We start from the raw sequence: 24,381 nt of genomic DNA, 5'->3' as shown, positions 1-24,381 counted from the left end.
TAGCTCGGGATCAATGTCCATTCAGCGCGCCACGGAAATACTTGATCGGCTTATCGCCTTCCCGACCATCAGCCGAGCCTCCAATCTCGACCTGATCCACTTCGTCAGGGACTTCCTGGCCAGGCTCGGCATCGCGGCCGACATCGTGCACAATCAGGAAGGGACCAAAGCCAACATCTATGCGACGCTCGGACCGGCCGAGGTTGCAGGCGTACTCTTGTCGGGCCATACCGATGTCGTGCCTACGGAAGGCCAGGCGTGGAGCAACGATCCGTTCCGGATGGCCCAGCGGGGCGAGCTTCTTTACGGGCGCGGAACCGCCGACATGAAGGGTTTCATCGCCTGCGTGTTGGTGCTGTTCGAGGAATATGCGGCCCGCAGCTTCAGCCGTCCGCTACATCTGGCCTTCAGCTATGACGAGGAAATCGGCTGCGTCGGCGTGCGCCGGCTGATCGACCTTCTGGCCAACAGATCCTATCGCCCTTCTATGTGCGTGATCGGTGAGCCGACCAGCATGCAGACCGTGGTCGCGCACAAGGGCAAGGTCGCGGGCCGGATCAACTGCACCGGGCGCGAATGCCATTCCAGCCATGCGCCGGAAGGGCTGAACGCCATTCATCTCGCCACCGACATGGTGGGTACGCTGCGCGCGCTGCAGGACGAACTGCTCGCAAGTGGCGCACGCGACCCGGACTTCACGGTACCGTTCACGACGGTTCACGTCGGCATGATCAATGGCGGAACCGCGCTCAACATCGTGCCCAACCATTGCAGCGTCGACTTCGAGATCCGCAACATTCCAACCGACAATGCGCAGCCGCTGCTCGACCGTTTGGCCGAGCGCGCCATGGAACTGACAAGCCATGCGCAGTCGCGCTTTCGCGATACCGGTGTCGCGCTCGAAATCGTCAACGCCTACCCCGGCCTGGATACCCAGCCTGACGCCGCGGTGGTTCGGGAAATTCAGAAACACACCAACGGCGGCAAGCTCGGGAAAATAGCCTTCGGCACCGAGGGCGGGCTGTTTCACGAACGGCTTGGCATCCCGACAGTCGTTTGCGGACCCGGCGACATTCGCCAGGCCCACCAGCCCGACGAATTCATCAGCCTCGATCAGATGACCCAGTGCATGTCGATGCTTCGCAGGCTGGCCGACGACCTGGCCGCATAGCGCCTCAGCGCATCGGCGCCATCCCCGGCAGATTAACCGTGGTCATGAGCTCGCGGCAATGCTCTTCGAATCTCTCGGTGGCTCGCGTCTTGCGCAAGCCCTTGAGCGTGGCAATGCCGAGCACCATCGGGGGATGGTCTCCCGCCAGTGGCACGTAGGCGAGCTGCTTTCCGTTGACGGCTGCCATGTTCATGGGACGCGCCGTCATGAGCGAATAGCCAAAGCCGCATGCCACGAAACTGCGAACCGTTTCAGGAGAGACCGATCGCGCGGTTATGTTCGGGGTAATGCCATGCGTCACGAACAGATTCAGGAAGTATTCCTTGCTCAGCGGCATATCCAACAGGATGAAAGGCTTCTCCGCCAGCACGGACAGCTCGATCGACTTTTCGTGGGCAAGCGGATCATCGGCCGGCAGCAGAATGTAGGTGGGCAATTCCGCCAAAGGCTCGAAAGCGATGTCGTCGGTCAAATGGATCGCATAGGTCAGCGCCAGGTTGATTTCGGCACGCCGCAGTTTGGCGATCAGCGCTGCCTCGTCGTCTTCGCTGACTTGCAGCTTCACGGCGGGATATTGTGCAAGAAACCCCTTGCACAACTCGGGAATGAGCATCGGCGCCAGGGTACGGAACGAACCGACCTGCAGCGGGCCAGAAACCGATTTGGCCACTTCGTCGGCAATGCCGTGAAGGTCCTCCGCCTGCTGCAGAAGCGCCTTGGCCGCGTGCAACAGACGTTGACCGGCCGGCGTCAGGGACAATCCCTGCGCATGATGGCGGACGAAGAGCTGGAGGCCGAACTCGGCCTCCAGCTGCGAAATCGCAGCCGAGATCGAAGGCTGTGAGACATTGATGCGTTCCGACGCAAGGGTAACCCCGCCCACCTCGCCCGCAGCCACGAAGTAGGCGAGTTGCCGCAACGTAAATCGCATTGAAAAGGTACGCAAATCGAGATCGTTCACGAGGCCCTGAGCTAGGTTAGTATTCAAGCTAGGTATTCCTCGCGGCGTCGGTCGGACGATTGCGTAAGGAACCATCGCGGACGATGGCGGCTGCGAATTTTGCTGTCAAGGCGTCATTGGCGCCTTACAGATCTCCCGGAACTCCATAAGACGGCGCGACCGACGGGTTGATCCCGCGCGACACGTAAGCGTCAAGTTGCGGCTCCCACAGCTCCCACAACCTGGAGAGCTCACCGATGGGATCGGTTTCATGCCAATCCACGCGCAGGTCGGCAACTGGCCAGGCAACCTCACGCACCAGCAGCATGCCAACCGAATGGACCGGGCCTTCTTCACCCCCGGCCGCCAGTGCTGCCCGCATGGCCTTGATCAGGCGGCTGCCGAGCGACCCGCCCTCGGCCATCAGGAACGCTTCGACCATTTTTTCGGGCACCGCCGCGTTCGACAGCAGATTGCCGGCGGCCACGACGTTGGGCTCGATCACGGTCCGATGCGTGCCGAGCGTGTTGCGCCCGGAAAAAGCAGCACCGCCGCCGTTGCCATCGACCAGCGCAAGCTGGCGATACTCAAGGTGACTGGCTTGCGATTTGATGCGCTCCATCGCGTCGGCGGCACTTAGTCCGGATGCCATCAAATCAAGACCAAGTGGCCCGAGAGTGGGGTCGGTGATGTTCTGGGTCGCCACCACACCGACGCCTGCCCGAGCATGGGCGCAGCGCGCGGCGACGCACGGGCTGGACGACGAAACCGCAATGCCGAACATTCCGGTCTTTGCGCAGCGTGCCGAAATCGAGAAGGTCAACTGTTCAACCTCCGGTCACGCGGCGTCGGGGATGACTGCGGTCACCTCGATTTCAACGACCCATTCGGGCCGGGCGAGCGCCGGGACGACGATGCCAGTGGAGCAAGGGAAAACGCCCTTCAGCCACTTGCCCATTTCCTGGTAGACCGCTTCGCGATAGCGGATGTCGGTGACATAGACGACGATGCGGCAGATGTGCGCCATTTCGCTGCCCGCTTCCTCAAGCAGCATCTTGATGTTTTGCATCGTCTTGGCTGTTTGCGCGCCTGGATCGCCGACATGCAGGCATTCACGCGAGTCGAGGTCCTGGGAAACCTGGCCACGAAGGAAGACCGTGGTGCCGCGGGCGACGACGCCCTGCGAAAGATCGTTGTCGAGCTTCTGTTCTGGATAGGTGACGCGGGTATTGAACGGGCGCAGGCGCTGGTGGATCATGATTGAGGTTCTTTCACAATATCGGGGGACGCCTGCGCCAACCGGAGGGACCGGCTGGCGCGAAGCGAGTTGAAACGGTGCTACTTCGCCGCCGCCGCAAAGCTCTGCGGACCGTAGACGCGGTCCGACAATCCGGCCGCTTCCTTGGTGAAGCGCAGTGGCTCCTTCCAGTCGAAGTTGTTGTAGACAGCCGCCAGGTGCGCGAAGGGTGGGGCCTGCGCGAAGAGCTGGAAGGTCAGGCGATGACCGGCATAGTCGGAATTCAGCAAATCGCGTGCGAAGGCGAGAAGTTTGCGCCGATCCTCGGCATACCAGTTGTCGTTTAGCGTGTAGAACTTCTCGAGCCATTGGCCGGCTTCAGGATCGCGGAAGCTGGCGTAGTCCGGCGTGATGCAGATCTGACCGCCGCAAAGCTCGCGGGCGATGTGCATCATGTGGTGGAGTTGCGAGCAAGCGAGCACGCGGCCAGCCATCAGCAACGACTGGTTCGGCATAAGCAACCCTGCAGGGCTGCGCTCGGCAGTGGCAATTGCCGCTGTCAGGTGCGCATTGATACCCTCGCGGTAGCAGGCCAGCGTGGCGAGCTTTTCCTGAACCGCCTGCTGCTTTTCAAGGCCGGTCTGGCGCACGTTCCACAACGCCGCACCGATCATCAGGTCGGCAAGCTTCTGGTTGCGCTGGACAAAAGCGAACGCCGAATAGCGATGCAATGTCGAGCGGATAAACTGCGCCGCCTTCGTGTACTGGTAGAACAGCACATTTTCCCACGGGATCAGCACGTTGTCGTAGATGACCAGCGTGTCGACCTCGTCGACGCGGTTGGACAGAGGATAGTCCTCGGCCGGCGCGCGGCCGGCAAAGCCGGTACGGGCAATGAAGCGAAGATTCGGCGATGAGAAGTCGCAAACAAAGCCTACCGCATAGTCCGACAGCTTTTCGTCGCCCCAGTTCGCAATCGTCGGCTTGGTGAATGCCTGGTTGGCATAGGCTGCGGCCGTCTCGTATTTCGCGCCGCGGACAATGATGCCGGCGTCCGTCTCCTTGACCACATGCAGAAGCATGTCGGGGTCCTGATCCTGCGGTCGTTTCGAGCGGTCGCCCTTTGGATCGGTATTGGCCGAGACGTGGAACGGGTCGTTCCTCAGAACCGTGTTGATATGGCGCTCGATGTTGACCGCAAAGCGCGGATCCACATCGTTGAGCATTTCGCGGCCGTCGAACAGCGACCACATTTCACCGACGGTCTCGTCGCCGACGCGGGTGACAATTCCCCGTGCCTCATCAAGGACGGTATCCGTGGAGCGGCGCTTGTCGTGCCAATCCTGCTGCGTGTACGGCAGCTTCAGGCCGACCGCGAAACGCTCGCCGCCTTCTTCGTAGGACATGACTGAGCTGTGCTTCGGGTCATGCGCCATATCGTAGATGCGAGCCCGGATATCGACGATAGGCTTGAACATCGGGTGCGACGTGACGTCTTTGACACGCTCACCATTGATCCAAACCCGCCGGCCATCCCGGATCGAATCCCGATATTGATTACCGGTTCTGATCATTGATACGCCTTTCTCTTGGGTACTTTGTTGCTTCCGGCCGACCGCTAGCTGTTCAGCGGCAAGGTGGACGGATGGCAATATGCGCGTCGGCAATGCGCCAGGGGGGCGCTTTCTGTGGCGGTTACATCCACCACACGGCCGACAAAAATCGTATGGGTTCCAACGTCGTGGCCGCTATCGACAACGCAGTCGAAGGTGCTTGCGGCATCCGGAAGGCGCGCCGATCCGGTGACGGTCGGCTGCCATTCGGCGCAGCGGAAATCGAATGCCTCGCCTTCGCGCGGATGCCCGGCAAAGACGTCGGAAATGTCGCCCTGGTGAACCGCCAGGAGATTGACGCAGAATACGCCGTTTTCCTTGATGGCCGCGCATGCCGGACTGCGACGGTTGACGCAAACGAGCAGCATTGGCGGGTCAGCCGACACTGACGCCATCGCACTGACGGTGACGCCAAATGTGCCGGCAGGACCGTCCGTGGTGATGACATTGACGCCGGTTACAGCGCCGCTCATTGCGCCAACGAATGCCCCGCGATCGACCGTCGGAAACTCCTGGCCGACAGCCTTGAACTCACGACTTGTACTAAGCGATGCTTGGAGGGTCGACATTTTGGGTGTCTCTCGAAGTTTCCATTGCCTTGTTCGATGGGTAAATATTGGCGCAGAAGGCATCTTTTTGAAAATAGAGCTTAAATATCTCTTGGTTCGGTATTCCTGATGCAGCCATGCCTTGGCTGGTGTCAGTGACCGCGCAATTTCTGCACGATCGCTTCGATGGCGATTTCGTAGCCGGCCGGGCCGAGTCCGATCAGGCACCCGGTGACAGCCTGGGAAATGAAGGAGTGATGACGGATCGCCTCCCGCTTGAAGACGTTGCTGACATGCACCTGGTAGCTCGGGCCTCCGAAGCTCGCCATGGCGTCCATGAGTCCGATGGAGGTGTAAGACAGACTGCCACCGTTGATGACGATGCCATCGGCCTTGCCACGCGCCTCGTGAATCCAGTCGATGAGCATGCTTTCGGAACTGGACTGGTTGAAGCGGACCGTGGCCCCGAGCAGCTCGGCCTTGTTGCGGCAGCGCGCCTCGATGTCGGCGAGGGTCAGCCGGCCATAGGGGCCTTCGGGGTCGAGACCATACAGGTTCGTGTTGGGTCCATTGAGGACCTCGATATGCAATGTGTCGGACATCACGCGCTCACAATCATGCTTTGATCTTGGTGTGATCGACCGCCGCCAGGCGGTCATAGGGCTTGGTCGCGACCATCGAAGCACGCGCATCAAAGTCGGCGAACCATCGCTCCGCCACCGGGCGTTGCGCCCGCCAATTCAGCTCGGGAAACCGGAAGTCGAGATAACCGAGCGCGCAGCCGAAGCTGATCGCGCCGATCGTCACCTCGCCGCCGATGTCCGGCAACAGAGCCTCGATCTTGTCCAATCCGGCTTCGACCTTGCGCAGCTGTGCGGCGCGCCATTGAGGCGAACGCGCGCCCTCAGGCCGCATCAGCATTTCGTAGCGGGCCAGCAGCGCCGCATCGAGCAGCCCGTCCCCCAGCGCCTGCTGCATGAGCGCTGCCCAACGGCGCGGACCCCCCGGCGAGAAAATCGTGGTGTCCCCGGCCAGTTCTGCCAGGTATTCGCAGATGACCCGGCTGTCGAACAAACACGTGCCGTCATCGGTCAGCAGGGCTGGAATCTTGCCGAGCGGGTTGAACGCGAGAAGGTCCCGGTCTCCCTCGAGCGGCGTGGTGCCGCTCACTATCAATTCAATCCTGCTGACCAGCCCGACTTCATGGGCCACCGTCATGACCTTGCGGACATAGGGAGAAGTCGGAGCGTAAAAGAGTTTCAAGACGCGAACCCGCCATTGCAAGTGTTCTGATTTGGACGACAGCTGCCTTGCCGATCGAGGCGATCGGGCGAGCCGGCGGCTAGGGCTTCTGGTCTTCGGCGCCCACGCCACTGAGTGCGGCACGCGCCACCTCGACGTCCTGGGCGCCTGTGCCGGAACCGACACCGACCGCGCCAACGCAGTGCCCGTCGATGAATATGGGCAAACCGCCCTCTAGATTGGTAAGGCGACCGCCGCCCGCGATGGCGAGCTTGATTTCGTAGTTCGGATCGAGGCGTGACGTCGGCTGGCGATGCGAGGCGGCGGTGATCGCCTTGGACATCGAGGTTTCACGCGACAAGAGTTTTGCCCCGTCCATCCGCACGAACGCCAGCAAATTGCCGCCGTCGTCGACGATCGTGATGTTTTGGGGAACGTTGAGCGACTCAGCCTTGGCAACTGCACTGGCGAGGGCCTTGAGCGCCCCGGCGTGCGTCAGCTTCAATGCAGGCTTGGTTGTCATGTCTACCTCCAAGGATGAGGCCGGCCATGACGATCTCGCTGGCAAGCCATATTCCTTGCTAGGTATCCACCCAAGGTCTTGGATCTGTAAAATAGTATAGCTCGTGCCTATGGATCACATTTTGCGATCTTTCGGCGAGACGGAACTAACCGGCGCGCCGACGGATGAAATCGACGAACAATATGGCCTGCGGTCCAGGCTCTATGGCACGCCAACACTCCAGCGCCAGGGTTGCCACCCCCGAAGCATCGATGGTGATGCAGCCGTGTGACAGCGGTCCAGATGCATTTGGCAGCCGTACCGTAACATCATATGCGCCGCAGGCGGGTTTGAGCACGCTGCCGTGCCAAGCCACGATCTTCTCTCCCGATCGCAACACCGCAGCCGGCTCTACTCCCAGCTCGACGCTCCACGCATGGCCGAGCAATGAGTTGGCTGCCTCGATGTCACCTGACATGAGCAGATTGCGCACGCGCGTCGACGAACAGGTGGCGTCGTCCCAGTGAATGTCCTCGACCACCGTCACCGCAAACCCGCGCTGTTGTCCAAGGCGTCGCAAAAGATCCACGTCGCCGCGTCGCTGCCGGCCGAAACGAAAATTGTGGCCGACAACCAACCGCGAGACCTTGAACCCGTCGACCAGGATTTCATCGATGAAATTCTCCGGCTCCTGTCCGGCGAAGGCGTGGTCAAAACGCGGGCTGTACAGGAAGTCGACGCCGAGCCGACCGAAAGTTTCCGCTTTGGTGGCGGGCGTGCCGAGACGGAACGCCTTGGCTTGCGGCGCAAAAAGCTGGCGCGGATGCGGTTCGACGGACATGACGCCGATCGGGCTGCTACCGACGAGCGCGGCCGCCTGGGCCGCCGCCATCAGCGCCTGGTGGCCGCGATGGAAGCCATCGAAACTTCCAAGCATCATGACGCTTGCCTGCAAGTCGGCCGGCAGCGTCGCTGCGTCAGTCACCAGCTGCAACGGTCTACCGCATGGCCCAACAAAGGGGACGCCCATGCCCTGATGCAGATCTCGCGGTGCAATGGATTGGTGGCGCTGGGCAAGATCGCCAATGCGGCCGCGATACGGCGAGAAGAGTGTATTTCGGGTATCGACCATCGTGTTCATGATCGAAAAAATAGCTCAACTTCATGCCTCGGGAAAATATGAAAGTGCAAGCAACAGGATCAGCAATTCTGATCCACCAGCCGGTGGCTAGGCACGCGTCTCCGGTTCGAAAGCAGCAACCAGGCACACGCTGTCCCGGCCTGGAGCAATATCGACCCGGGCAACGTCCCGCACGATCAGCGTTTCGCCGGCATCGATGCGGCCTGGGGATGCGATGCATTCGCCGCGCACGGCATGCACGACAAGCAGCCCACCTAGAGGAACGGACATGCTGCCTCCGTCGGAATTGCCGACCACGGCGACCCGTGCAGACCAGCGTCCGCGGCGCGTCATGACGTTCATGACCTGTGATGCACCGCCTGGCAACTGCGAACAGGGCGCCGATGCACTGTCGAAGCGATAGGGCGACAGGTGCCCTAGCGCGACCTCCTCCCCGTCCTCGAAGCGAAGGACCAGGGGATTTTCGCCAAGGCGCGTGATCGTCCGGTCGATGCCCGGAAACGGAGAGAACTGTGATTCATCGACGATCGGCGCCCGGCTGATGCGAATATCGAAGTTCTCATGCGTTGCACCTTGCGGCAGCAGGAGAACGTCTTCGGTGACGCCCCGGCCATTTTTCCAGGGCGTCGTTCGATAGTCCTGCTCGGTCAAGAATTCCAACATCAGGGATTGCCCTTCCTGCCAGCCAGGGCCTCGGCGCCGGCCGGCAATACGTCTGCACCGGCGCCCGAGGTTCAGCTCGACTTGTCGGCGAGGAGAATGACCTGCGACAAGTCGAAGGCGATCTGCGTCGGCATTCCCACGGGAACCCTGCCGACAACGTCGCCGCCAGGAAGCCGCATCTCGATCGGACCGAGGCCGTCAACGCGCAGGCGCGTGATCGTGTGCGAACCCTGATAGATGTGGGTCAGCACTTCACCCGTGACGACGTTGCAGCCGGCGTCGGCGGACGTCGCTATCCGGATGTGCTCAGGTCGCACGAACGCCTGCACCATCTCTCCCTGGCCGAACTGCCATTCCGCACGCCGTGGCGCGGTCATGCGGATATTTCCGATTGCCAGCGAGATCTCGCGGTCGGATGCCTGATAGATTGCCGCCGGCAAGGCGTTGATTTCACCGATGAAGGAGGCAACGAAACCGTTGGCCGGATTGCGGTAGAGATCGATCGGCTCGGCCACCTGCTGAATTTGACCGCGGTTCATCACCACGATGCGATCGGAAAGGCTCAGCGCCTCGCCCTGGTCGTGTGTCACGAAGATCGTTGTCAGGCCGGTATTGCGATGCATTTCGATCAACTCGACCTGCATCTGGGCACGCAGGCTCTTGTCGAGCGCCGACAAGGGTTCGTCGAGCAGCAGAACCTTGGGCTGGATGGCGATAGCGCGGGCCAGGGCGACACGCTGCTGCTGGCCTCCCGACAGTTGCGAGATGCGCCGGCCTTCCATGCCCGACAGCTTCATCATCTCGATGGTCTGCATGACCTTGTGCGTAACTTCGCTCTTGGAGAATTTCCGCTGGCGCAGGCCGAAGGCCACGTTGTCGAAGACGTTCATGTGCGGAAACAGCGCATAGCTCTGGAAAACCATGCCGGTGTCGCGCAGATGAACGGGAACATCGGTGACGTCGACGCCACCGATGTGGATCGCTCCGGCGCTGGGGTCGATGAAGCCCGCCACCATGTTCAACAAGGTGGTCTTGCCGCACCCGCTGGGCCCGAGCAGGGTGACGAATTCCCCGGTACGGATCGGCAGCGATACGTTGTTGACTGCGTGGAACGAGCCGAACGTCTTGCTTACGGCCTTGATCTCGACCGAGTGTTCGAGAGCTGTGATGGCGGTCATTTTTTGATGCATCATGGTGCTAAACCTCTAGCGCTTCAGCCGTTGTCGATTCCAAGGATTCGACGGAGGCCGAGGAAATGATTGGCAATGATCATGATCGCTGTCGTCGAAAGGATCAGCAGCGCCGATATCGCCGAAATGGTGGGGTCCGCATATTCCCGGATGTAATTGTACATCGCGACCGGCAGCGTTTGGGTGCGGCTTGCGGTGACGTAGAGCGAAGCCGTGAACTCGGTCAGCGACAGGATCGATGCGATGAGCCAGCCGCCTATCATACCGGGCAAAATCAAGGGAACCGTGATCTTGAACATCACCCTGGTGGGCGTGGCGCCGAGATTGGCCGCCGCGCGGGCGTAGTTCGGGTCGACATTGCTCAGCGAGACGAAAACTGCGCGAGTCACGAATGGTGTCACAAGCAGCAGATGGGCCATGACGATGACAGCAAAGCCCTGCGTCAGGTTGAGATGGCTGCCGAGCAGAAGGAAGCCAAATCCTGTGGTGAAATGCGGCACGATCAGCGGCGACCACAGCGCGGCTTCAAGAAGACCGCGACCACGGAAATTATAGTGGAAGATCAGATAGGCAAAGCTTGATCCAAGCAGCATGGCGAGTGTCGAAGACACCCCCATGACGATCAAGCTGTTTTTGAAAGCCACCTGAAAGTCCGGATATGTCAGCGCCTTTTCATACCAGCGCAGCGAAAAGCCGTTTGGCGGAAACGCCATGACTTCCGTAGGGTTGAACGATGTCGCGACGACGACCACGGCAGGCAGCGTCATATAGACCAGGATCGCCACTACGGCCGTCCAGAACAGAGTGCTTCGCATGTTCGTACCCTTGCTCATGACGTCGCCATGTTCTGCTCGAGGCGGGCCGTGAGGAGTTTCATCAATGCCAGGCTTCCAAGTGCGGCAACCAGCGCGACAAGGCTAAGCACCGCCGCAAAGGGCAGATTGAATGACGAGAAGCCCTGGAGATAGACGACATTTGAAATCATCAGCACCTTGCCTCCACCGATCAGCTGAGGTGTCGAGAAGGCGCTCATCGTCCAGGCGAAGACCACGACGAAGCCGGAGAGAATGCCCGGCAGGGTAAGTGGAATGGTCACCCACCAGAAAACCGTGTTCGGTGTGGCGCCAAGATTGGCGGCCGCCTTTTCACAGTCGCGGTTGATCTGGCTGATCGCGGTCGCCAGCAGGATGATCATGACCGGCATTGCAAATTGCACCAGGGCGATGACGACGCCCACCCGCGTGTACATGATCGGCACGGACCGATCGATGATGCCCAGCGACTTCAGCGCCGTGTTGACGACACCGTCCGAGCCGAGCACCAGCATCCAGGAATAGGTGCGCACGATTTCGCCGGTGAACAGCGGCGTGATCGCCAGGACCACAAGTACCGAGCGCACCCAGTTCCGCTCGGCGCGTACCAATGCAAACGAAATCGGATAGCTCAGCAGCAGTGCGAAGAACGCCGTCGCAAAGCTTAGGATGAAGGTGTCGAGCAAGACCCAATAGTAGATTGGCCGATTGATGCGGGTGAAGTTTTCCAGCGTGAAGCCACCGACATTCAGCGATCCGGGAACGAATTCGAGGAAGCTGTACTTCAGGACATTGAACATCGCTGCGGCGAAAATCACCGCGACGAGTACCGCTGGCACGAGAAACTGAACGAAAAAGGGGCGCTGTCTGGTCATGGCCGTTGGGCAGCGCACAAGGCGCTGCCCATCCTCTCGACTGGTTACTGCATCATGTTTTCGGTGAACCAGATCTTCCACTGCGGAAGAAGCTTGGCGTAGGTCGCATCGTCAAGCACAATCGCCTGGGTCTTCCACTGCTCGTCGGTGGTGAAGATCCCTGGCAGTTTCGCAAGCTCTTCCGAAATCTTGGCCTTGCGGTTCATCGGCGAACATTTGTGGAATTCGCAGATCTCCTGCTGAACGATGGGGTCCAGCGCGACATTGATGAACTCATGCGCGGCATCGAGCTTCTTGGTCCCCGTGTTGATACCCAGGGCGCCGATGCCAACCACGGCACCTTCCTTCGGGATGGCAATCTCGATCGGCAAGCCTTGCTCGATCAAATGGTAGCCATTGATCGACAGCAGGACCTGCACAGGCGTTTCACCGGTGCGGATGAGATCCTGGCTGGTCGCGTCCGACTGATAGAAGGCCTTGATGTTGGGCTTCAGCGCAGTCAGCTTGTCGGTGATGCTTTCCCAATCCGCCGGGCTTTTGCCTTCCATGACCGAAGCGGCGATGACGACATGGCTGGGATCGAAATCCGGGAGACCCAGGCTGCTCTTCATGGATTCGTCCCACAGAACTTTCCATGAATCGATCTTGAAGCCTTCAGGCATGAGATCGGTGCGGAAGGCCGGCGAATAGACGTAGGAGTAAACGCCCATCTCGTAGCCGCCGCGATCGCCGGCAGGGTAGAGGTCGGCGGCGTTCGGAACCTTGCTCATATCGAGTTTCTCGAAAAGGCCATCCGATTGATAGAGGGCCCCCACATGCGATGTCGTGTAGGTCACGTCGGACTCGGGATTTCCCTTGGCGACCTTGGCCTTGGCCAGACGGTCGAGCGTGCCGCCGGTGATGAACTCGACTTCCATCCCTGTACGCTTGGTGAATTCCTTGGCGATAATGGCCGTTCCGTCCTTCCAGTTTCCGCCCCAGGTGCTGACGATCAGCTTCTCCTGTGCGCCCGACTGCGTCGCGAACGATGCCAGCGCCATGGCGCCGATGCCAATCCAATAATTCTTCATTGCATGCTCCTCACTTTTTCATTGTTGTTTATTGACACCAACGTTGCCAAGTATCGCGTTCCCCAGCGATGCGAGACAGCGCAAACCTCAGGGATTTCCCTGAACCTAGTAGCCCCTTTGCGGATCGACTTGATGAAGGGGCGCTTCACCGCGGCGCACGCGCCTTATGCTCTCGGCTACATCGCGAACCGCCAGAGCGGGCACGGTAATGCTGGCCAGATGTGGCGTTATGAAAACGTTGTCCAAGGCCCAGTATGGATGGCTCGTTGGCAACGGCTCGGCGCCAAACACGTCAAGCGTTGCTTCGCCGATGGCTCCCGATCTAAGTGCCGCCACCAGGGCTGCTTCGTCGACCACAGCACTACGCGAAACGTTGATGAACTTGGCGCCAGCCGGCATCAGCGCCAGTTCACGCGCGCCAAGAAGAGCATGCGTATCGTTTGTCGCTGGAAGCATCGATACAAAGATCTCGCATTCTCCGAGCAGGGCATCGAGCGAGCTACGCCCGGCGTGACATGCGACCCCGGGAATGCTCTTCAATGAGCGCGACCATCCACGGACGTCATAGCCCATATCGGCAAGCGATTTGGCCGCATGGGCACCGAGCTCGCCGAGACCGAGGACGCAGACCTTGATTTCGGACAAGGCGCGCGGGTGGACATAGTGCCACTCCCCTCGCCGCTTGGCGCGCTCGAAGATATGCATGTCACGGGCGTAGCGGGTCACTGCAAAGATGACATAGCTCGTCATGAGCGACACCATCCCGGGATCCGAAAGGCGGGTAATAGGAACAGGCACGAGATCGTCGCGGTTCAACAGCGCGTCCACCCCAGCGCCAAGGTTGGTCAAAAGCTTGAGATTGCGGAACCTCTGGAAGAAGCCTTTCGGAGGCAGCCAGCACAAGGCGTAACTGACTTCCGCAGGATCGCCACCGTCTTCGTCAACGCGAAAATCCAGATCCGGCAATTCGCTGGCGAGAGCATCCCGCCATGCCGCGGGATCATCCACGGGACTGTAGAAGACAAGAGCATCACGCTTCATGCTAAACCCTTCTGCCGAGACTGATCGCGGCCTCACCGCCGCCGATTGGTCTTTTGTCCAGGCCCCTCGAGACCTGATCCTCGAACCAAGATATGGAAGTTCGCTGGTTAACGATGTGACGCCGGGGGACCATTGAAAAGAACTTTTAGTCGTTCCTTTGCATTGGATATTCCGATCCTATCGCAGGCCAGCCTAGCGGCTCGCATCTTGCCCTGAGCGCGCTATCGAAGGCTCGCTGCAGCGAAAAACTGCAATGCCAGTTGCTCGAATGTAAGCGCTGCAATTGGGACGGCTAAATGCCCCCGTATCGGGCGAATTCTTGCGGCAAAGCCTCGGGCCAGAACTCGCTCAAGCCAATCAAGATATGATCTGCTTGCCAATGTGGAAGCGTGCACGAGACTTGGTCTGGCGTCCTACGCCGTTTCACCGGCGTTGGATATTCGACGCCCCTTCATCATCAACGATGGCCATCGCACCAGCGTTGTTGGTTTTATTATTAAATAAGCACAGCACTATTTCAAACCAACCTTGATTTCCGACAACAAGACTCTGATGCGCCGAAATACATCGTCAATCACACCCCACCCGAACCGGATCTGGCTGCGATTTGATGGACCCTGTTGGCAAGCACGCTTGCCGGCGGACGCCAAAATCTCGTCATCACCAGATTTCATGGAAATCATAGTCATCCTCCAAGTTATGTGCTGGTCACAAGTGTAAGAATTTTAGAATCCGAGATAATTTGGCGTAACTGAATCAAATCTATCTGGTTCGACATCATATAATTTTCGCCTAGACACATTTCCTATTACGCTATGTGCATAATCAAATTGATACCTCATTCCGAACACTCGAACTATAAAACCAGATATTCCATGCTTAGGTAAATTTGCAACTTTCTTGACATAGGCATTCTCTATCTCGTCAGCTGTTGCATTCATTTTTACGCCTAGCACTTCGTATAGAGCTGATTTTGCCATTTCTGGAGACTCCAACGCATTCGGTGAGGCTGATTGACGTTGAGGCTGAACCTCCTGAATAAAATTACAAAACACCTTTTCCGAACCAGTAACTCAAGAATTCTGATCCAGTCCCGATTGCGAGATTGTTCAACGGGCGACGCCTGATCATTGAAGATCTCGCTGAGTCGCGAGCCGGGTGCCTGCCGGTTGTCGCGAAACACCGAGAAGCGCCCGTCAGCAGTTGAGCCTCTCGCCGAATAGCTTCGGGATGCGCAAAGGTCGTTGCGCCGCTTAAGGTCAGGCTACCTGCCAAATTGCGCGAACAGGGCAGCGATCTCTTGTTCAGGCATGTTGGCAAGCGCCAGGCACAGCAGAATTCGTGCCTTCGGACCGTTGAGGCGTCCGGCAAAAATAGCGCCCGCCTCCTCGAGGTCCCGTCCGCCGCCGTCGCCGTAAAGTGCAAGCACCCGACCTTTGGGGCAGCGGGAGGTAACGATGGTGACGATGCCTTTTTGCCTGGCACGGGCTACCGCGGCGACCACCTCAGGCGTCGCGTTGCCGCGGCCGAAGGTTTCAAGCACGATGCCGCGGGCACCAGAGGCTACCGCAGCTTCATACAGGCGCTCGTCTGCCCCCATTGCAAGGGTGATCAAGTCGACGCGCGTCTCGATGTGTTGTGCCTTGATGGCCGCATACCCCGAAAGCCGCCTGGTAATCAGGACCGCGCCATGATCGACCTCGCCCAGAGGCCCCAGGCCACTTGAATCGTATGCCGCCAGAACCGAGGTATGAACCTTGGTGGCGTCGATGGCCGACAGCACCTTGCCGGCGAATACAACCAGCGTGCCGAGATTGGCGGCATCGGCGTACGCAGCAACGGCAATGGCATCGGCGAGGTTGCGCGGCCCATCCGCGTCGGGCTGGTCTGCGCCTCGTTGAGCACCGGTGAAGACGACCGGCTTGGACGATGAAATGACGAGATTTGCCAGGAAGGCACTCTCTTCGAGCGTATCGGTGCCGTGGGTGACCACACAGCCGCAGATCGTGTCGTCCTTGAGCAACTCGTCGATGCGGCAGGCAAGTCGGAACGAAGTTTCGAGGTCGATGCGGTTGCTGCCGAGATTGCTGAATTCCTCAAGGACGACATCCACGGCAGGCGCAAGCGGGCCGAGCGTCGACAGCAATTCTGCGCCGGTCGCAACACTCATCAAGGCTTTCTCGACCGGATCATAACGCGAGGCGATGGTGCCCCCCGTCGAAACGACCAGGACCTTTTGCGCGCCATTTCGATCCGTATTCACACCGCTAGCCTAATGCAGGATCTGACTGAGGAAGAGCCGCGTCCGGTCTTGCTTCGGCGCATCGAAGAACGCCGAAGGTTCCGCGCTTTCGACGATCTGACCGCGATCCATGAAGATGACACGATCGGCGACGCGGCGCGCAAAATCCATTTCATGGGTGACGCAGATCATGGTCATGCCTTCTTCGGCCAAGCCCACCATCGTGTCGAGAACCTCCGTCACCATTTCCGGGTCGAGCGCGGACGTCGGCTCATCGAAGAGCATGATCTTCGGGTTCATGCAAAGCGATCGCGCAATCGCCGCGCGCTGCTGCTGCCCGCCGGAAATCTGCGAGGGGTACTTATGCGCGTGATCCGAAATCCTGACGCGCGACAGGTAGCGCATGGCGGTTTCGTTGGCGGCCTTTCGGCTCATGCCCCGCACCGACATCGGCGCAAGGGTGCAGTTTTCCAGGATGGTCAAATGCGGAAACAGGTTGAAGTGCTGGAACACCATGCCGACTTCCCGGCGCACTTCGTCCACCGACCGTGTGTCGTCGGTAAGGGCGATGCCGTCGACAGTCACCTGGCCGCCTTGAAACTGCTCGAGGCGATTGAGGCAGCGGATCAACGTCGATTTTCCGGAGCCAGAGGGCCCGCAGATGACCACGCGCTCGCCCTTGGCCACATCGAAATCGATGTCCTTAAGCACCTGGAATTGTCCATACCATTTGCTGACTGAACGCATGACGACAGCAGCATCGGATGTCTTAGCCGGCATGAGCATCGATCGGCTCCTTGCTTGGTGTTTTCTGAGGAATTGCCATTTCCAACGGGTCGAGCAGCACCTGCAGCGCCAGGGCATCCAAACCCAGCGACACCGCGACCTCCATGACGGTTCGTCCCGATGCAAGCGCTTGCTTGGCGATGTCTGCGGCCTTGGTATAGCCGACGACAGGCACGAGTGCGGTAGCGAGCGAGATGCTGCCCTCAGCGCCGGAGCGACAACGTTCGACGTCGGCCTCGATGCCCGCCACGCAACGCTCGGCGAGGTTGGTCATGGCCCGGCCGAGCAGCCGCATCGAGGTCAGGAGATTGTAGACGATCAGCGGCTCGAACGCGTTGAGCTGCAGCTGTCCACCCTCGGCGGCCATGGTGACCGCCAGGTCGTTGCCGATCACCTGATAGCAAACCTGGTTGACGGATTCCGGAATGACCGGATTGACCTTGCCGGGCATGATCGAAGATCCGGGCTGAACCGGAGGCAACCGGATTTCGCCCAGTCCGCTGCGCGGTCCGCTGGACAGCAGCCTGAGGTCGTTGGCGATCTTGGAAAGCTTGACCGCGATCCGCCGGAGGATGCCGGAGAATGTAACAAAGGCGCCGGTGTCCCAGCTCGCCTCCAAAAGGTTGCTGGCGGCTTTCAGCTCAAGGCCAGATATCCTCGACAGTTCGACGATGGCACGCTCGGCATAAGCGTGCGACGCGTTGATGCGGGTTCCTACGGCGGTGCCGCCCAAATTCACTTCCTGGAAAAACGAGGCGACCTCTTCCAGCCGCGCGGTATCTTCCCTGAGCGTTGCGGCGAAAGCTTCGAATTCCTGGCCCAGTGTGATCGGCACCGCATCCTGCAGCTGCGTGCGGCCAATCTTGACCGTTGTCGAGAACTCGCGCCCCTTTGCCTCGAAAGCCGAGATCAGCTTGGCAAGTGCGGTCTGCAAGTCGGAACGCGAGAGCAGCAGCGCCAGCCGAACCGCCGTCGGATAGACGTCGTTGGTTGACTGGGACATGTTCACGTCGTCGTTGGGATGAACCGTCTGGTAATCGCCCTTCGGGCGCCCCAGATGCTCAAGGGCGCGATTGGCGATGACCTCGTTGGCATTCATGTTGCTCGACGTGCCCGCCCCGCCCTGGAAGACGTCAACGACGAACGGCTCCATCAGCAGTCCTTCGATAACGTCGTCGCATGCCTTGACGATGGCTCCGAACTTCGGTTCGGGAAGTTGCCCTGCAGCATAGTTGGAAATGGCGGCGGCCTTCTTGACCATGGCAAGAGCGCGGACCAGCGTCGGAAAATGGCTGAGCGCTATATCGGAAAGCGAGAAGTTCTCGACTGCTCGCAGCGTCTGGATGCCGAAATAGGCCTCCATGGGAACATCCCGTTCGCCCAGTGAATCGCGCTCGCGCCGTGTGCGCGAGCGATTGTCTTCGTGCCAGGTCATGATGGATCTCAGGCCGCTGCGTAAGTCTGATTTCCGGCCTTTGCGGCGCTCGCTTCGAGCTCCGACTTGGTGCCGAAATAGTCCGCCCGCACCGCAGCGCCGATCAGGTTGACGAAGAACCGCCCGGCCGAGATCGCGGTGAGCTGGTTGACGTCCTTGGAAGGCGTGATCTCGACGATGTCCATGCCGACGACGCGACCCTTCTTGACCAGGCCGTGAAGGAGCTTGCGGGTCTGGGCGTAGGTCACGCCGGCCAGCGCGGGACCGGCGACGGCCGGCATCACCGAAGGATCGATGCCGTCGGCGTCGATGGTGATGTAATAGCGGCCACCATCGGGGATGCGGTCGAGGATGGCGTCCATGCCGACGTCGTGCAGTTCATATGCGGTGATGATGTTGGAGCCGTAGGCCTTGGCAGCCTCGTATTCCTCCGGACGCGCCGTACCCTGGGCGCGGATGCCGATCTGGAAGATGTCCTTGACATGAGACATCTCGGAGGCACGGCGGATCGGGCTCGACAGGCCGTCATGCACGCCGTTGATCTGGTCGCGCCAATCGAGATGCGCGTCGATCTGGATCAGCGTGATCGGACCCTGGTCGTCATAGGCACGCAGGACCGGAATCGGAATGCCGTGGTCGCCACCGATGATCAGGGGCAGAGCGCCGGCGGCCAGGATCTTGCGAACCGCAGCTTCCGCATTGCGGTAGTGAGCGCCGGGGTCCTTGGGGTCGCCGACGACGTCGCCGCAATCCACCGCCTTGATCGCGCGGTCGTCATAGAGCGGCCCGCCGACGTCGAAATCGTACCTGTCGAGGTTGCGGACGGCGCGGTCGGTTGCCTGGCGCACGGCGGTCGGCGCCCGCGTCTGGTCGTTGGTCACTTCGTCGATCGTGTAGGCCGAACCGTAGGGAATGCCCAGGAAGGCGATGTGAGCATCCAGCGTGTCGAGATCGGTATGCACCTTGGAATAGAGCATGCTCGTGTGGCCATGCTTGGGGGCGGAGGTGAGCTGTGTGGTCATTTCGCTGTCCTTCTTAGTGGATTGGCTGTTCGGCTGCAGGGGACGAACCTTTGCCTGCAGCTGGTTGGTCGGATGTGATCTGCGAGAGGAATTCGCGCAAACGAGGATTGGTGGGGTTGGAAAGCACATCGTTCGACGGACCGGCTTCGGCCACGTAGCCTCGGTCGAGGAAAACGACCCGGTCCGCGACATGGCGCGCAAAGCCGATTTCATGGGTGACGATGACCATCGTCATGCCGGAGTCGGCGAGCTCCCGGAGAAACAACAGGACTTCCTTGACGATTTCAGGATCAAGCGCCGAGGTCGGCTCGTCGAACAGCATCAGCTCCGGTCCCATGGCCAGCGCACGAGCGATCGCGACGCGCTGCTTCTGGCCACCTGAGAGCGAAGAGGGAAACATATGAGCCTTGTCGCGCAGCCCAAAGCGTTGCAACAGCGCGAGCGCTTGTTCTTCGGCTTCCGCGCGTGGTCGTTTCTGGACTTTGATGGGGCCCTTGACGATGTTCTCCAGAACGTTGAGATGCGGCCACAAATTGAACTGCTGAAAGACGAAGCCCATCTTCGGACGCATGCGGTCGATCTCGCGATGCGACTGCATCCGCAGCTTTCCATCCGCCTTCCGCTCGCGGCCGATATAGGAGCCGGCAACTTCAACAAATCCGCTGTCGGGAGCGGTCAGGTGGTTGATGCAGCGCAGTAGCGTGCTCTTTCCGCAACCGCTTGGGCCGATGATGCAGACAACCTCGCCTGCCGCCACGTCGAAGCTGATATCGCGAAGTGCCGTCGCGCCGCCGAAGCTTTTGGCCAGATTGGAAACCTTGAGCAGGGTCTTGGTCATGCCGGCCTCCGTGCGCCGATCAACAGATACTTGTCCGCCAGACTGGTCCGCGCCTGGTGAGCGCCTTGAGCGGCCCCAAACGCCTTTTCCGCGCGGTGCATGAAATGGGCAAAGATCGCGGTGACCACCCAGTAGACTGCGGCGGTGGTCAGGAAAACTTCGAACGGCGCGAAGGTTTCGCCCTGGACGACGAGCCCCTGGTAGGTCAGCTCGGCAACGGTAATCGTGCTGAGCACCGAGGTTTCCTTGACCATCGAGATGCTGGTGTTGGTCGAAGGCGGCACCAACAGGCGCACGGTCTGTGGAGCCACGATTTCCCACAGGCCCTGGAAGTAGGACATGCCGATCGCCCGAGCCGCCTCCATCTGCCCCTTCGGCACAGCGAGGATCGCGCCGCGGATGATCTCGGCAAAATACGAACTGGCGAAGAAAGCGAGCGCGATCGTGCCGACGATGGCTTCGGGCAGGCGAAGGTTGAAGAACGGCAGCCCGTAGAAGAACAGGTAGAGCACGACGATGAAGGGGATGTTGCGGAACCACTCGACATAGGCGGTGGCGATCCAGCGCAAGGTCCGGCGATGCGACAGCGCCATCAGCGCGATCGGTATGGAGATCAGGAACCCCACTGCGACGGCAGCGACGGCGATGATGATCGTCAGCCATGTGCCGCGCGCGAAAAGCGCCCAGTTGTCGAGAATGACGTTAAAGTCGAAGGCCATGACCTTATCCTCTGCGCGCGGCGAAGCGCGTCTCCAGAACCCTGCCGCTCTGGCTGATGACGAAGTTCACCGCAAACAGGATGATCGCTGCGGCGAGCAGGGTTTCGAGCGGCCTGAAGGAGGCGTTCGCCACCTGCTGCGCGGTTCGCAACACTTCCACGACCGTGATCACCGACAGCAGGGCTGTGCCCTTGACGATGGTGGTGAGTTCGTTGACCAGCGGCGGCATGATGCGGATGTAGAGCTGCGGCAGGATTACCTTGGTCCAGATGACCTTGCCTTTGATGCCGAGGGCGATCGCGGCTTCGACCGGACCGGAATCCATGCCGGACAATCCCCCGCGCATGATCTCGGTGATGAATATCGAGCTGTTGAATGCGATGGCCAGGATGCCTGCCTGGATCGGCGACAGGTCGAGGCCGAGAGCCGGCAGGCCGTAGTAGAACAGGAAGATCTGCACGAGGATCGGTGTTCCCCGTATGAAGCTGATCACGACGCCGATCACTGCGTTGAGCGGCATGATGCCAAGCGTGCGCAGGATCGTAAGTGCCGTGCCGCCGATCAGCGCCAGCACCATGGCGACAAGAGAGATCGCCAGATTGATGCCCATGGCCGGCAGGAGCTGGGGAAAGGCGCCGCCCAGGGCGGCAACGCTGAAGTCCATCGTCGTTTCCTTCGATGTCGGGGGTGGATGGCTCGCCTACAGCGCCGCTCGTCCTGTTGAGCACACAAGGGACGCTGTAGGATCTTGAAATTGCGCATGGGCCTGTTCGAAGATCGTTTCCGATTTTCGTGGTCATGCCGGTCCCGGGCCCTTGGCGTCGGAACCGCCAGGGAGGTGTTAGCGAGCACCCTCTGGCAGGTAGCCCTTCTCGGGCAGATCGTAGGTCATGCCGAGCCACTTCTGCTGCAATTCGGCCAGCTTGCCGCTCTTCTTGAGTTCGAGGATCGCTGCATTGACCGCATCGCGCAGGTCCTGGTCCTCGGGACGTACGACCCATGCATTGTAGCTCGGCACCACCGCAGCCTTGCCGACCAGCTCGAAGATGCCGGGGCGCTCGTTCATCAGGTTCTGCAAGACCGGCAGGCCGGCAAGTGCAGCGTCTGACGTGCCATTTGCGACGGCAAGGAATGAGTCATTGAATGTCGGGAACAGCTTGAGATCGGCAAAGCCTTCCCCGCTGGCCTTCAGGCGCTCATCCAGGGCCTTGGCAACCGGATCGACCGCCGAAGCAAGCTGCGTCGACACAACCTTGCCCTTCAGGTCTTCGACCGTCTTGATGTCGGCATTGCCGACCTTCTTCATGGCGTAGGCGGTGCTGTCGGCAATAGGCAAGGTGTAGGCGTAGCGCTTGGCCCGCTCCGGGTTGATGCCAACCGAGGTGGCCACGAAATCGAACTTGCCGGCAATCAGGCCCGGCAGGATGCCCTGGAAGGGCAGGTCGAGTTGCTCGACCTCTACGCCCCACTGCTTGGCGATCTCATCGAGCAGATCCTTGCCGAAGCCGACGATCTGGCCGTCCTTGACGAATTCGAAGGGCGGATAGGCAGCCTCGGTTCCAACGGTAACCTTCTTTGTCCGCTGGATCTTCTCGAGCGTGGTCTCAGCCCAGCTGGGGGCGGCATAGGAAACTGCGCAGGCCAGGCCAAGCGCTGCAATTCCGAACATGCGTCTGGTAAGCATTTGGTTCATTCCTCCAAAAAAACCGATGGCGTTGGAATATTGGAGACGGGCGTTGGGCGCAAACATAATGAATCTGTCGCATCTCCTGGAAACCGCAAACGTTCCAGCTCGGGCATTGGCTGGACGTTGTATTGGTGCGCGCAAGGATACAAAATTACACTGCAATTACAGTGCTTTATGTCACCATTCGCAAAAGATGTCGCGAAATGTTTCGCGTTGGAGCGGAGATTGACGATTACCGACATTTCTGAATAACATGATCCAAACTCATAGTAGCGGCGTGCAATGGTGACGAATTCGACTGCGCACAACCAGATGGTGGTCAGCCGGCTGGGCTTTGACCTTCAGGCTTTGGAGATTTTCATCACTGTCTGCAGGACAGGCAGCATGACTGCCGCCGCAGCCCATGCCGACCTGACACAGTCGGCAGTCTCGCGGCAGATATTGAATTTGGAGCGGCGTCTCGGTGTTTCGCTGATCGAGCGTGGTTCGCGACCGCTCAAGCCAACTCTGGCCGGTCAAAAGCTGGTCAATGTTGCCGAGCGCCTGATCGCCGAAGCATCTGCGGTACCTGCGCAGTTGCAGAGCGCCGACGTCCGGATGATCCCGCAACTGCGCCTGGGCCTGATCGACTCCTTGTCCGATCCGCTGGTTCCGATACTGATAAAGGCGCTTCGCGACCGCGTCGGCTCGATCTCGGTTGCGACAGGATTCATGGAGCCGCTACGCCAGCGGCTGCTCAAGCGTGAACTCGATGCGGTGATCTCGGCCGATCCGTTCGACGATGTCGACGGCTTCGAACGGTTTGAGCTGTTTCAGGAGCAGTTCGTGGTGCTCGTATCTCGCGGCGAGCCGCCTTTTGGAGATGAAAGCGAGTTTCGCAGCTTCGCCACGCGGTTCCCCATGATCCGCTCGGGCACCACCACCGGAATCGCCCAACGGGTCGAACAGCATTTTCGCCGAATGAGACTCGAGGTACCGCAGGCGTTCTCTTGCGACACGATTGAATCGATCGTCAGCCTGGTTGCCTCCGGCGTCGGATGGTCGATCCTGACACCAGTGTGCGTCAGAAAATGCATTTCGCTGGCGCCCGCAATCCAGGTTCTCCAACTCCCCGGAGCGGGGTTCTCGCGGCACATCTATCTGGTTGTCAGGCAAGGCGAGATGGGCAGCTTCGCCAAGCAGCTTTCGACAATCTGCCGGCGCGCTGTGCAGAAGAGCTACATGCCGCCGCTCGTCGCAGTGGCGCCATGGATGGTCGACGCGATCACGGTCGCGCAAAGCTAAGGCTGCCTTGCAGGTGACCTCAGGGTGCCGCATGAATGACAGCCGGTCGTCGATCAGGAACTCGGTGCGCTCGTCCGACAGATTGTTCGCCGTCTGGATCACCAACACCTTCAACATCATCACAGGATCATACGGCGGTCGGCCACCGTGCCGCCCGCTCGCATGGGCAAGCGCCTTTTTCCAGATCAGGTCGGAACGCCTCGAAGTCCACAATCCGCCCTTCGAGCTGATCGCCCAGATCACTCAGGAACGTCCATCTTGCCTCAAGCCGTTTACTCTGGCGCTACCCTAACGCATGCTGCCGAAACATCGGGAGTGACCCC

The 24,381-nt window shown here is 60.0% G+C and carries 27 protein-coding genes and 1 pseudogene; 2 read left to right on the top strand and 26 right to left on the bottom strand.

All coding sequences use genetic code 11. From position 1 onward, the window contains the following. Window positions 1–13 precede the first annotated feature (13 nt). On the top strand, window positions 14–1,171 hold the full coding sequence (gene argE, locus CO731_RS26625) for an acetylornithine deacetylase (RefSeq protein WP_108610123.1): 1,158 nt from the start codon (window positions 14–16) through the stop codon (window positions 1,169–1,171). Between the two features lie 4 nt (window positions 1,172–1,175). On the opposite strand, the gene CO731_RS26620 is transcribed toward argE, so the two are convergent. The 25 genes from CO731_RS26620 to CO731_RS26510 form a co-directional block, all read right to left on the bottom strand. Further along, window positions 1,176–2,132, bottom strand: coding sequence for a LysR family transcriptional regulator (locus tag CO731_RS26620; RefSeq protein ID WP_245439997.1), 957 nt, complete (start codon window positions 2,130–2,132; stop codon window positions 1,176–1,178). 124 nt (window positions 2,133–2,256) lie between these two features. Further along, window positions 2,257–2,934 (bottom strand): DUF1028 domain-containing protein, encoded by a 678-nt coding sequence (locus CO731_RS26615; RefSeq protein WP_108610121.1) that lies wholly within the window; start codon window positions 2,932–2,934, stop codon window positions 2,257–2,259. 15 nt (window positions 2,935–2,949) lie between these two features. Further along, the gene (locus CO731_RS26610; protein WP_108610366.1) at window positions 2,950–3,372 is read right to left on the bottom strand and encodes a RidA family protein; all 423 of its coding nucleotides are present in this window, start codon (window positions 3,370–3,372) and stop codon (window positions 2,950–2,952) included. A gap of 77 nt (window positions 3,373–3,449) precedes the next feature. Then, window positions 3,450–4,922: a 4-hydroxyphenylacetate 3-hydroxylase family protein gene (locus CO731_RS26605; RefSeq protein WP_108610120.1), complete on the bottom strand. Its 1,473-nt coding sequence runs from the start codon at window positions 4,920–4,922 to the stop codon at window positions 3,450–3,452. Between the two features lie 44 nt (window positions 4,923–4,966). After that, complete coding sequence (locus CO731_RS26600) at window positions 4,967–5,530, bottom strand: flavin reductase family protein (protein WP_159091741.1); 564 nt, start codon at window positions 5,528–5,530, stop codon at window positions 4,967–4,969. A 131-nt stretch (window positions 5,531–5,661) separates the two neighbouring features. After that, the gene (locus CO731_RS26595; RefSeq protein WP_108610118.1) at window positions 5,662–6,111 is read right to left on the bottom strand and encodes a type II 3-dehydroquinate dehydratase; all 450 of its coding nucleotides are present in this window, start codon (window positions 6,109–6,111) and stop codon (window positions 5,662–5,664) included. Window positions 6,112–6,124: 13 nt separating this feature from the next. Continuing rightward, the gene (locus CO731_RS26590; protein WP_108610117.1) at window positions 6,125–6,772 is read right to left on the bottom strand and encodes a glutathione S-transferase; all 648 of its coding nucleotides are present in this window, start codon (window positions 6,770–6,772) and stop codon (window positions 6,125–6,127) included. Window positions 6,773–6,851: 79 nt separating this feature from the next. Beyond that, window positions 6,852–7,274, bottom strand: a complete 423-nt coding sequence (locus tag CO731_RS26585) for a heme-binding protein (protein WP_108610116.1) — start codon at window positions 7,272–7,274, stop codon at window positions 6,852–6,854. Between the two features lie 145 nt (window positions 7,275–7,419). Continuing rightward, a complete protein-coding gene (locus tag CO731_RS26580) occupies window positions 7,420–8,394 on the bottom strand; it encodes a hypothetical protein (protein WP_108610115.1) in 975 nt (324 codons plus the stop codon). Window positions 8,395–8,481: 87 nt separating this feature from the next. After that, entirely contained in the window at window positions 8,482–9,045 is a 564-nt protein-coding gene (locus CO731_RS26575; RefSeq protein WP_245439996.1) for a HutD family protein, read from the bottom strand. Between the two features lie 83 nt (window positions 9,046–9,128). Further along, complete coding sequence (locus CO731_RS26570; RefSeq protein WP_108610365.1) at window positions 9,129–10,235, bottom strand: ABC transporter ATP-binding protein; 1,107 nt, start codon at window positions 10,233–10,235, stop codon at window positions 9,129–9,131. A gap of 35 nt (window positions 10,236–10,270) precedes the next feature. Further along, entirely contained in the window at window positions 10,271–11,032 is a 762-nt protein-coding gene (locus tag CO731_RS26565; protein ID WP_343213204.1) for an ABC transporter permease, read from the bottom strand. A gap of 44 nt (window positions 11,033–11,076) precedes the next feature. Continuing rightward, window positions 11,077–11,934 carry an ABC transporter permease gene (locus tag CO731_RS26560; protein WP_108610112.1) on the bottom strand — a complete coding sequence of 286 codons (858 nt, stop codon included), beginning with the start codon at window positions 11,932–11,934 and terminating at the stop codon, window positions 11,077–11,079. 44 nt (window positions 11,935–11,978) lie between these two features. After that, complete coding sequence (locus tag CO731_RS26555) at window positions 11,979–13,004, bottom strand: ABC transporter substrate-binding protein (RefSeq protein ID WP_108610111.1); 1,026 nt, start codon at window positions 13,002–13,004, stop codon at window positions 11,979–11,981. A 105-nt stretch (window positions 13,005–13,109) separates the two neighbouring features. After that, window positions 13,110–14,045: a glyoxylate/hydroxypyruvate reductase A gene (locus CO731_RS26550; RefSeq protein ID WP_108610110.1), complete on the bottom strand. Its 936-nt coding sequence runs from the start codon at window positions 14,043–14,045 to the stop codon at window positions 13,110–13,112. Between the two features lie 512 nt (window positions 14,046–14,557). After that, entirely contained in the window at window positions 14,558–14,728 is a 171-nt protein-coding gene (locus CO731_RS28915) for a hypothetical protein (RefSeq protein ID WP_159091740.1), read from the bottom strand. A gap of 42 nt (window positions 14,729–14,770) precedes the next feature. Continuing rightward, window positions 14,771–15,025, bottom strand: a complete 255-nt coding sequence (locus tag CO731_RS28910; RefSeq protein WP_159091739.1) for a hypothetical protein — start codon at window positions 15,023–15,025, stop codon at window positions 14,771–14,773. A gap of 284 nt (window positions 15,026–15,309) precedes the next feature. Next, complete coding sequence (locus tag CO731_RS26545) at window positions 15,310–16,308, bottom strand: asparaginase (RefSeq protein WP_108610109.1); 999 nt, start codon at window positions 16,306–16,308, stop codon at window positions 15,310–15,312. A gap of 9 nt (window positions 16,309–16,317) precedes the next feature. Continuing rightward, window positions 16,318–17,073: an amino acid ABC transporter ATP-binding protein gene (locus CO731_RS26540; RefSeq protein ID WP_108610108.1), complete on the bottom strand. Its 756-nt coding sequence runs from the start codon at window positions 17,071–17,073 to the stop codon at window positions 16,318–16,320. Beyond that, a complete protein-coding gene (locus CO731_RS26535) occupies window positions 17,057–18,508 on the bottom strand; it encodes an aspartate ammonia-lyase (protein ID WP_108610107.1) in 1,452 nt (483 codons plus the stop codon). The genes CO731_RS26540 and CO731_RS26535 overlap by 17 nt, the downstream gene beginning before the upstream one ends. A gap of 8 nt (window positions 18,509–18,516) precedes the next feature. After that, a complete protein-coding gene (locus CO731_RS26530) occupies window positions 18,517–19,530 on the bottom strand; it encodes an agmatinase (protein ID WP_108610106.1) in 1,014 nt (337 codons plus the stop codon). A gap of 13 nt (window positions 19,531–19,543) precedes the next feature. Next, on the bottom strand, window positions 19,544–20,368 hold the full coding sequence (locus tag CO731_RS26525) for an amino acid ABC transporter ATP-binding protein (protein ID WP_108610105.1): 825 nt from the start codon (window positions 20,366–20,368) through the stop codon (window positions 19,544–19,546). Further along, complete coding sequence (locus tag CO731_RS26520) at window positions 20,365–21,087, bottom strand: amino acid ABC transporter permease (protein ID WP_108610104.1); 723 nt, start codon at window positions 21,085–21,087, stop codon at window positions 20,365–20,367. The genes CO731_RS26525 and CO731_RS26520 overlap by 4 nt, the downstream gene beginning before the upstream one ends. Window positions 21,088–21,091: 4 nt before the next feature. After that, window positions 21,092–21,751 (bottom strand): amino acid ABC transporter permease, encoded by a 660-nt coding sequence (locus tag CO731_RS26515; RefSeq protein WP_108610103.1) that lies wholly within the window; start codon window positions 21,749–21,751, stop codon window positions 21,092–21,094. A 177-nt stretch (window positions 21,752–21,928) separates the two neighbouring features. Further along, window positions 21,929–22,771, bottom strand: coding sequence for a transporter substrate-binding domain-containing protein (locus CO731_RS26510; RefSeq protein ID WP_108610364.1), 843 nt, complete (start codon window positions 22,769–22,771; stop codon window positions 21,929–21,931). Between the two features lie 315 nt (window positions 22,772–23,086). Here CO731_RS26510 and CO731_RS26505 point away from each other — a divergent pair, with 315 nt between their 5' ends. Beyond that, on the top strand, window positions 23,087–24,058 hold the full coding sequence (locus tag CO731_RS26505; protein ID WP_108610363.1) for a LysR family transcriptional regulator: 972 nt from the start codon (window positions 23,087–23,089) through the stop codon (window positions 24,056–24,058). A gap of 27 nt (window positions 24,059–24,085) precedes the next feature. On the opposite strand, the pseudogene CO731_RS26500 reads toward CO731_RS26505, so the two are convergent. Further along, window positions 24,086–24,305: pseudogene (locus tag CO731_RS26500) on the bottom strand (transposase); the annotation flags it as partial. Window positions 24,306–24,381 lie beyond the last annotated feature (76 nt).

Origin of the sequence: Aminobacter sp. MSH1, from assembly GCF_003071665.1 — a bacterium.
GTDB classification, from domain to species: Bacteria; Pseudomonadota; Alphaproteobacteria; order Rhizobiales; family Rhizobiaceae; genus Aminobacter; species Aminobacter niigataensis.
Note: the sequence above shows the minus strand (reverse complement) of the source record. Positions and strands in the feature narration are given on the sequence as shown.

Coding starts and splice junctions, on each gene's coding strand:
- argE (WP_108610123.1), top strand. CDS start 14: ATGTCCATTCAGCGCGCCACGGAAATACTTGATCGGCTTATCGCCTTC.
- CO731_RS26605 (WP_108610120.1), bottom strand. CDS start 4,922: ATGATCAGAACCGGTAATCAATATCGGGATTCGATCCGGGATGGCCGG.
- CO731_RS26600 (WP_159091741.1), bottom strand. CDS start 5,530: ATGTCGACCCTCCAAGCATCGCTTAGTACAAGTCGTGAGTTCAAGGCT.
- CO731_RS26595 (WP_108610118.1), bottom strand. CDS start 6,111: ATGTCCGACACATTGCATATCGAGGTCCTCAATGGACCCAACACGAAC.
- CO731_RS26585 (WP_108610116.1), bottom strand. CDS start 7,274: ATGACAACCAAGCCTGCATTGAAGCTGACGCACGCCGGGGCGCTCAAG.
- CO731_RS26580 (WP_108610115.1), bottom strand. CDS start 8,394: ATGAACACGATGGTCGATACCCGAAATACACTCTTCTCGCCGTATCGC.
- CO731_RS26570 (WP_108610365.1), bottom strand. CDS start 10,235: ATGACCGCCATCACAGCTCTCGAACACTCGGTCGAGATCAAGGCCGTA.
- CO731_RS26560 (WP_108610112.1), bottom strand. CDS start 11,934: ATGACCAGACAGCGCCCCTTTTTCGTTCAGTTTCTCGTGCCAGCGGTA.
- CO731_RS26555 (WP_108610111.1), bottom strand. CDS start 13,004: ATGAAGAATTATTGGATTGGCATCGGCGCCATGGCGCTGGCATCGTTC.
- CO731_RS26550 (WP_108610110.1), bottom strand. CDS start 14,045: ATGAAGCGTGATGCTCTTGTCTTCTACAGTCCCGTGGATGATCCCGCG.
- CO731_RS28915 (WP_159091740.1), bottom strand. CDS start 14,728: ATGATTTCCATGAAATCTGGTGATGACGAGATTTTGGCGTCCGCCGGC.
- CO731_RS28910 (WP_159091739.1), bottom strand. CDS start 15,025: ATGGCAAAATCAGCTCTATACGAAGTGCTAGGCGTAAAAATGAATGCA.
- CO731_RS26540 (WP_108610108.1), bottom strand. CDS start 17,073: ATGCTCATGCCGGCTAAGACATCCGATGCTGCTGTCGTCATGCGTTCA.
- CO731_RS26535 (WP_108610107.1), bottom strand. CDS start 18,508: ATGACCTGGCACGAAGACAATCGCTCGCGCACACGGCGCGAGCGCGAT.
- CO731_RS26530 (WP_108610106.1), bottom strand. CDS start 19,530: ATGACCACACAGCTCACCTCCGCCCCCAAGCATGGCCACACGAGCATG.
- CO731_RS26525 (WP_108610105.1), bottom strand. CDS start 20,368: ATGACCAAGACCCTGCTCAAGGTTTCCAATCTGGCCAAAAGCTTCGGC.
- CO731_RS26520 (WP_108610104.1), bottom strand. CDS start 21,087: ATGGCCTTCGACTTTAACGTCATTCTCGACAACTGGGCGCTTTTCGCG.
- CO731_RS26515 (WP_108610103.1), bottom strand. CDS start 21,751: ATGGACTTCAGCGTTGCCGCCCTGGGCGGCGCCTTTCCCCAGCTCCTG.
- CO731_RS26510 (WP_108610364.1), bottom strand. CDS start 22,771: ATGCTTACCAGACGCATGTTCGGAATTGCAGCGCTTGGCCTGGCCTGC.
- CO731_RS26505 (WP_108610363.1), top strand. CDS start 23,087: ATGGTGGTCAGCCGGCTGGGCTTTGACCTTCAGGCTTTGGAGATTTTC.